The sequence below is a fragment of the Parasynechococcus sp. genome, from assembly GCF_042954245.1.
GTDB lineage: Bacteria > Cyanobacteriota > Cyanobacteriia > PCC-6307 > Cyanobiaceae > Parasynechococcus.
The window spans coordinates 1-6,544 of record NZ_JBGKDP010000089.1; the positions used below are offsets into that span (position 1 = coordinate 1).

7 protein-coding genes and 1 pseudogene are annotated in these 6,544 nt (G+C 60.6%); 4 read left to right on the forward strand and 4 right to left on the reverse strand.

Translation table 11 applies throughout. The features are described from left to right. The 4 genes from ACGVJ8_RS04230 to ACGVJ8_RS04245 form a co-directional block, all read right to left on the reverse strand. On the reverse strand, nt 1-923 hold a 923-nt coding region (locus ACGVJ8_RS04230), incomplete at its 3' end, for a PhnE/PtxC family ABC transporter permease (protein ID WP_392345726.1). Next, entirely contained in the window at nt 902-1,606 is a 705-nt protein-coding gene (locus ACGVJ8_RS04235; protein WP_392345728.1) for an ATP-binding cassette domain-containing protein, read from the reverse strand. The genes ACGVJ8_RS04230 and ACGVJ8_RS04235, both read right to left, overlap by 22 nt. Further along, on the reverse strand, nt 1,603-2,526 hold the full coding sequence (locus ACGVJ8_RS04240; RefSeq protein ID WP_392345730.1) for a putative selenate ABC transporter substrate-binding protein: 924 nt from the start codon (nt 2,524-2,526) through the stop codon (nt 1,603-1,605). Before ACGVJ8_RS04240 ends, ACGVJ8_RS04235 begins: the two co-directional genes overlap by 4 nt. Before the next feature lie 26 nt (nt 2,527-2,552). Then, nucleotides 2,553-3,731, reverse strand: coding sequence for a pyridoxal phosphate-dependent aminotransferase (locus ACGVJ8_RS04245; RefSeq protein ID WP_392345732.1), 1,179 nt, complete (start codon nt 3,729-3,731; stop codon nt 2,553-2,555). Between the two features lie 113 nt (nt 3,732-3,844). Between ACGVJ8_RS04245 and ACGVJ8_RS04250 the strand changes: the two genes are divergently transcribed. The 4 genes and pseudogenes from ACGVJ8_RS04250 to ACGVJ8_RS04265 form a co-directional block, all read left to right on the forward strand. Next, entirely contained in the window at nt 3,845-4,219 is a 375-nt protein-coding gene (locus tag ACGVJ8_RS04250; protein ID WP_392345734.1) for a VOC family protein, read from the forward strand. Further along, nucleotides 4,216-4,779, forward strand: coding sequence for a uracil-DNA glycosylase (locus ACGVJ8_RS04255; RefSeq protein ID WP_392345736.1), 564 nt, complete (start codon nt 4,216-4,218; stop codon nt 4,777-4,779). Before ACGVJ8_RS04250 ends, ACGVJ8_RS04255 begins: the two co-directional genes overlap by 4 nt. Before the next feature lie 20 nt (nt 4,780-4,799). Next, nucleotides 4,800-5,996 carry a (E)-4-hydroxy-3-methylbut-2-enyl-diphosphate synthase gene (gene ispG / locus ACGVJ8_RS04260; protein ID WP_392345738.1) on the forward strand — a complete coding sequence of 399 codons (1,197 nt, stop codon included), beginning with the start codon at nt 4,800-4,802 and terminating at the stop codon, nt 5,994-5,996. Between the two features lie 34 nt (nt 5,997-6,030). Then, a pseudogene (locus ACGVJ8_RS04265) lies at nt 6,031-6,544 on the forward strand (peptidase S41); the annotation flags it as partial.

The window sequence follows — 6,544 nt, forward strand, 5'->3', positions numbered from 1 at the left end:
GCATTGAACCCCTCGGATCCGTCGATGAGGTTCCCAACAAGCATCGACCACTCACCCACAGGCCAGGCCAGCTGCAGATCCAGCTGTGTTCCCCAGGCGAGGGCGACCCATGGGCTGGCAATGGCCACGGGAAGAATCAGCACGCGTGACCAGCTGCGCAGCGTTCGCAGCAGTCGGTCGAGCACCACCATGGCGATGGCCAGAAACCACAGGCCACTCCACATCTCCTGAAGTTGAAGCGAGCGCAGGCTGAGGCTGAGGTCTGTCCCGAGCCCCCCGAGGCCGAAAACGCCCAAAATCAATGCTGAACGAAGCGCGCAATCGAGCCGGTGGCCGATGTGGTCACTGATCGGCTCTGCCAGCGGAGGGACAAGCCCGGTGAGCATCACGGCCCATGGTGTGGCGCCGGCTCCTTTGAGTACGGGGATGGCCGGTGAAACGTGGCAATCCACCTGATCGGCAATCACCCGCGCCATCAGAACCGTGTAGGGAATGGCAATGGCGCAGACCGCAACCCAGCCATTCAGTCCGAAAACCTGCAGCAGCAAAAGCCCCCAGATCAGTTCATGAACAGCTCGCAGGGGGGCTAGCCAACGGCGCAGAACCACCGCAGGCCAACGCACGCCTGCCAGGATCTCCCAGAACGTGCTTGAGCTCAGGAGTCCGAGACCGACGCCGAGAACGCTGCTGATGCCCCAGGCCATCACTGCGATCACCAGGGTGATCTGGAGCCCGTTGAGCAAGCTGCCCAGCACGATCGGATCGATAGACGGCTGCACGGCCCCAGCGGCGAACTGTTGCAGCAGAGCAAGTCCTCCTCCGTGCCCATCGCGCAACAGCACCACAAGAACGCCCAGCAGGCTCAGGCCCGGCAGCAATGGGATCAGCGGCAGGGCTGGTTTCAAACCGATGCGTAGAGCCATTCCAACTGATCCTGATGAATAGTGTCTGGAGCCGCATCGATCACCAGGGCACCATCACGGAGCCCCAGAACCCGATCAAACTGGTGAATCAGATCCGGTCGGTGCAGGCTGATCAGACAGCCCGGCGATAGAAGCAGCGTGTTGAGAACGTCCTCAGCGAGGGTGGGATCTAGGGCGGAGAGGGGTTCGTCCGCCAGCACGAGTTCAGGCTGCTGATGCAACAAACGGCCCAGAGCTACCCGTTGGCGCTGACCTCCAGAAAGCTCACGCACGGGCTGTTCAAGCAAATCGGCCTCCAGTTTCACCTGGTGCATCAGCGCAAGACAGGTGGTCTGGTCCAGGGTGCCCAGCAGGTTTCGAATCGCCCAGAACAGACCATGGCGTCCCAGGGCACCACTGTTGATATTCTGGATGACGTTCAATTCCTCCACCAGGCGCAGGTCCTGCCAGAGCGTGCCGATTTGGCGCCTTTGCCGGCGCGACAACTGCTGATGGGACCGACCACACCAGTGCACGAATCCTGCATCGGGGCTTAGGGCCCCGTTGCAGAGCTTCAGCAGGGTTGTTTTGCCGGCGCCACTGGCACCGAGCAACACCACACGCTGGTCCACACGAAGGGTGAGGGTGATCGGTTGGAGCCGTTGGCTCAGGCAGGCCTGGTGCAGCTCCAGCATTGCTGTCAACGGATCTTTCCGAGTTGGCGACCCACCGTTTCGATCATCACGTAGTCCTCGTCTTTGGCAGGGATGAAGCGTCCCGCACCGAACAATTCAAGAATCGTGGCGCCGTTCTCCGTTTCTGCTGACAAGTCCAGCAAGGCGGTTTGGAGCTTGTCGGTGAAGCCATCGCCAAAGCGGTCATCAAGACCGGGCCGCACAACCCAGTGGTAATCCACGTAGGGTGGTGTCCTCCAAATCACCGACACCTTGTCGGGATCCACGCGGCCATCCGCCACATTGCTGCGCCAGACCTGCTCGTTCAAGGCACCCACCTCGTAGGCACCGCTTTGTACCACTGCAATGGTGGCGTCGTGGCTGCCGCTGAAGCCAGGTCCGCCCCCCGCTAGATCCTCAGGTTTCACGCCGTTTTCCTCCATAAAGAACTGGGGCATCAGGCGACCAGAGGTGGAACTCTCCGAACCGAAGGCCAAACGGCGTCCCTTCAACTCAACCAGTTGGTCGCCACTGGTGAAAGGGCGCAAACCACTGGCGCCATTCGCGATGAACACACTGGTGAATTCGGCATCGATATCCCGTTGCGCCAGCACCCGGGCTCCAGGCGTCTGCAGCCTGGCCTGCACACCGGTGAGTCCACCGAACCAGACCAGATCAAGGCTGCTCGTGTGGAAGGCACTGACCGCAGCCGCGTAGTTGCTCACCGGCGCATAACGCACAGGAACATCCAGCTTCTCGCTTAGCTCCTCCGACAGAGTGGCGTAGATGCGATTCAGTTTCTCGGGGTTCTGGTCGGGGATGGCACCGATCTGCAGAATGGCCTGTTTGGACTCGTTCTGGGGTGTTCCGCAGCTGGAAACACTGGCCATGAGGGCGAGGCCGGCAATCAAACCGGTGGCCACCACGGCCCTGCGTTTTCGTACAGACATTCAGAATTGGAAGTGATCAGATTGGATCAGAAAGAACTAAGCAGTCGCTTCAGTCGCATCAGTCCATCGTTGATCGTCTCATCTGCTACGGCACAGGAGAGTCGAATGCAGCGGTCATCGCCGAAGGCCAGGCCCGGAACCATGGCCAGACCTTCCTGTTCCAGGGCTTGCCGGCAGAACTCCATCGAATCGGGTACACCGTCCGGCAGGCGGGGGAAGGCGTAGAAGGCCCCCTGAGGGGGCGTCAGGGTGATGCCCTCCAGGGCTTGCAGCCCTTCGGTGAGCAGAGCACGGCGGCGGTTGTAGCTGAGCGCCATCTCGCGCACGCAATCTCGAGGTCCTTCGATCGCCGCCAGGGCACCTCGTTGAGCAAAGCTGCACACATTGCTGGTGCTCTGGCTCTGCAGGGCTGAAGTAGCCTTGATCACAGCAGCATCTCCAGCCAGATAACCGAGGCGCCAGCCAGTCATCGCCCAGCCTTTGGCAAAGCCGTTGACGGTGAAGCAGCGCTCGCGGATCTCTTCGGCGATGGCCGCAAAGCTGCAGTGCTGCTGACCATCGGCCAGGAGATATTCGTAGATCTCATCGCTCATCACCATCAGCTGGGGGTGACGGCCCACCAGCGTGGCCAGAGCCTGCAGTTCGGCCTGTGTTATCACCTGACCACTGGGGTTGCCAGGTGAATTGATCACCAGCAGTCGGCTGCGCGGGGTGATTTGCTGCTCCAGCAGATCGAGGTTGAGGCGGAAGCCCTCCTCCGCTTTGGTGGGGATGATCTTGGTGCTCGCCCCTGCCAGGGCTGCCATCTCGGGATAGCTCAGCCAGTACGGGGCTGCCACCAAAACTTCGTCGCCGGGATTGAGCAGCACCTGGAACAGGTTGTAGATGGCTTGCTTGCCGCCGTTGGTAACAAGCACCTGCTCTGGCTGGGTTGGAATCCCGTTTTCGATGCTCAGTTTGTGGGCCAGAGCAGCACGAAGATCGGGGTCTCCCGCGGCGGGGCCGTAACGGGTGAAGCCGGATCCCAGAGCGTGCTGGGCCGCTTCAACGATAAATGGAGGCGTCGCAAAGTCCGGCTCACCGGCACTGAGGCTGCAGATGTCCTTACCGCTGTCGCTCAGTGCTTTGGCCTTGGCGCTGATCTCCAGCGTCAGAGATGGTTTGAGGGCGACAGCCCGGTCGGAAAGTTCTGGCGGGCGCGGCATCGGTAACGCACCTCCCCACGGTGCGTTTAAAACGTCATCATCCTGCCGCAGATGGTGTCGCAGACAACCTTGATTTCTCAGCGCCCATGAATGCGATACAGATCAGCTGGGTCTTGGCCGCAGAGGACAGCGCTAGGTTGGCAAGGTTTTACAGCGAGCTGTTTCAAGCCGCGTTGAAGCCTGGGGTGGCGGACCACCACTGCATCGTTCAATTCAGCGATGGCACCCAACTGGAGATCTATAGGCCCTCACGCCGGCGCCCTTTTCCTGCCCGGGGGCGAGCGCTGGCGCCCTGTTTGAGGCTCCCCCCATCGCAAGAGCCCCTGCCTGAACTTCAACGGCTGCTCAGCACCGCCCTGCAGCGTGGTGGATCGCTTCTGGAGAAGGCGCGGCTTGAGCCCTTTGGTGCTGAGGCTTGGATCCACGATCCGGAGGGCAATCCCCTGTTGCTTTTGGCTCCGCTGGCCTCTGCCACCTTGATTTCATGACCATCACCACCCTTGAGGCCTGCAGTGCCTGCACAGCCTGTGACCTCGCCAGCACCCGCCAGACCGTCGTGATCAGCCGCGGCAATCCCAAGGCGGATCTGATGCTGATCGGCGAAGCACCAGGGGCTCAGGAAGATGCTCAGGGCGTCCCGTTTGTCGGTCGTTCAGGACGTGCCCTCGATCAACTGCTGCGGGACGTGGGTCTGGATCCCGAGCATGACACCTATATTTGCAATGCAATTAAATGCCGGCCCCCCAACAATCGACGACCGAAAAAAGCTGAGTTAGCTGCCTGCCGGTCCTGGCTTGATCTGCAACTGGATGCCGTCAATCCAAAGGTGATCGTGCTGACGGGAGCCACCGCTGTGGAAGCCATCCTTGGAATCAAGGGGGGCATGACCCAGCTGCGTGGTCAATGGCAGAGCTGGAATGAACGAGCGGTAATGCCGATTTTTCACCCCTCATATCTGTTGCGGAATCCCTCCAAGGCAGCCGGCGCGCCCCTGGATCTGACCCGACAAGATCTCGACGCGGTTCGGCGCAGGCTGTGCGAACGTTGACGCGCTTAACCACCAGCTCCATGACTGCCCTGGATCGGCGCTACGACACCCAGATCCATCGCCGTGTCACCCGCACCGTGATGGTGGGTGATGTGCCCGTGGGCAGCGAGCACCCGATCGTGGTGCAGTCGATGATCAACGAGGACACCCTCGATATCGAGGCTGCTGTGGCCGGCATCATCCGCTTGGCCGAAGCCGGCAGTGAAATCGTGCGGGTGACAACGCCCTCGATGGCCCATGCCAAGGCGATGGGACAGATCCGTCAGGAGCTTCGTCAGCGGGGCTGCACCGTTCCCCTGGTGGCGGATGTCCACCACAACGGCGTCAAGATCGCCCTGGAGGTCGCCCAGCACGTCGACAAGGTCCGGATCAATCCCGGCCTGTTCATTTTTGATAAGCCAGATCCGAACCGCCAGGAGTTCAGCCCCGAAGAATTTGCCGCCATCGGCCAGCGCATCCGTGAGACGTTCGAGCCCTTGGTGACCCTGCTGCGGGATCAGAACAAGGCCCTTCGAATCGGTGTGAACCATGGCTCCCTGGCGGAGCGGATGCTGTTCACCTACGGCGACACCCCTGAGGGGATGGTCGAATCAGCGATGGAATTTGTGCGCATCTGCCATGAGCTTGATTTCCACAACATCATGATTTCGATGAAGGCCTCGCGGGCTCCGGTGATGCTTGCGGCCTACCGCCTGATGGCGGACACCATGGACAAGGAGGGCTTCAATTACCCGCTGCATCTCGGGGTGACCGAAGCCGGTGATGGTGATTACGGCCGGATCAAGAGCACCGCAGGCATCGCCACTCTGCTGGCCGATGGGTTGGGAGACACCCTCCGAGTCTCGCTAACGGAGGCCCCAGAAAAGGAAATACCCGTCTGCTACTCGATTCTTCAATCCCTGGGTCTGCGCAAGACCATGGTCGAGTACGTCGCTTGCCCGAGCTGCGGTCGCACCCTGTTCAATCTCGAGGAGGTGTTGCGTAAGGTCCGCAACGCCACATCCCACCTCACAGGTCTGGACATCGCCGTGATGGGATGCATCGTCAATGGTCCCGGCGAGATGGCCGATGCCGATTACGGCTACGTCGGCAAAACCCCGGGTGTGATATCGCTTTATCGCGGTCGTGATGAAATCCGCAAGGTGCCTGAAGCCGAAGGCGTTGAAGCCCTGATCCAGTTGATCAAAGAGGACGGTCGCTGGGTGGAGCCCGGCTGATCTCGTTAGTCTGAAGAATCAGTCCTGAAGGGCCATGGTTCGGAGTCAGCGCCTGCGATCTTTGGTTCGATCGACTCCGTTGCTGCTGCTCGGCGTTGGCGGTGTGGTCACCGCCATGGGCCTCAGTTCACCAGGCCTCTCCTTGCCATCGGCCTCTGGCGGATCCATTCACGACAGCCCAAAGGAGGTGATTGATCAGGTCTGGCAGATGGTTTATCGCGATTACCTGGATTCGACGGGCTCCTACGACGAAACGACGTGGCGCCAATTGCGGAGCAATCTGCTCAGCAAGTCCTATGGGGGTAGTGCCGAGTCCTACGAGGCGATCCGCGGCATGCTCGCCAGCCTTGATGACCCCTATACGCGTTTTCTTGATCCGAAGGAGTTCAAGGAGATGCAGATCGACACCTCCGGTGAACTCATGGGTGTGGGGATCCAGATCAGTCTCGACAAAGACACGAAAGAGTTGATCGTTGTCTCACCGATTGAGGGTACCCCTGCATCCCGTGCGGGCGTTCAGCCCAAGGATGTGATCGTATCCATCGATG

Coding starts and splice junctions, on each gene's coding strand:
- ACGVJ8_RS04240 (WP_392345730.1), bottom strand. CDS start 2,526: ATGTCTGTACGAAAACGCAGGGCCGTGGTGGCCACCGGTTTGATTGCC.
- ispG (WP_392345738.1), top strand. CDS start 4,800: ATGACTGCCCTGGATCGGCGCTACGACACCCAGATCCATCGCCGTGTC.
- ACGVJ8_RS04255 (WP_392345736.1), top strand. CDS start 4,216: ATGACCATCACCACCCTTGAGGCCTGCAGTGCCTGCACAGCCTGTGAC.
- ACGVJ8_RS04245 (WP_392345732.1), bottom strand. CDS start 3,731: ATGCCGCGCCCGCCAGAACTTTCCGACCGGGCTGTCGCCCTCAAACCA.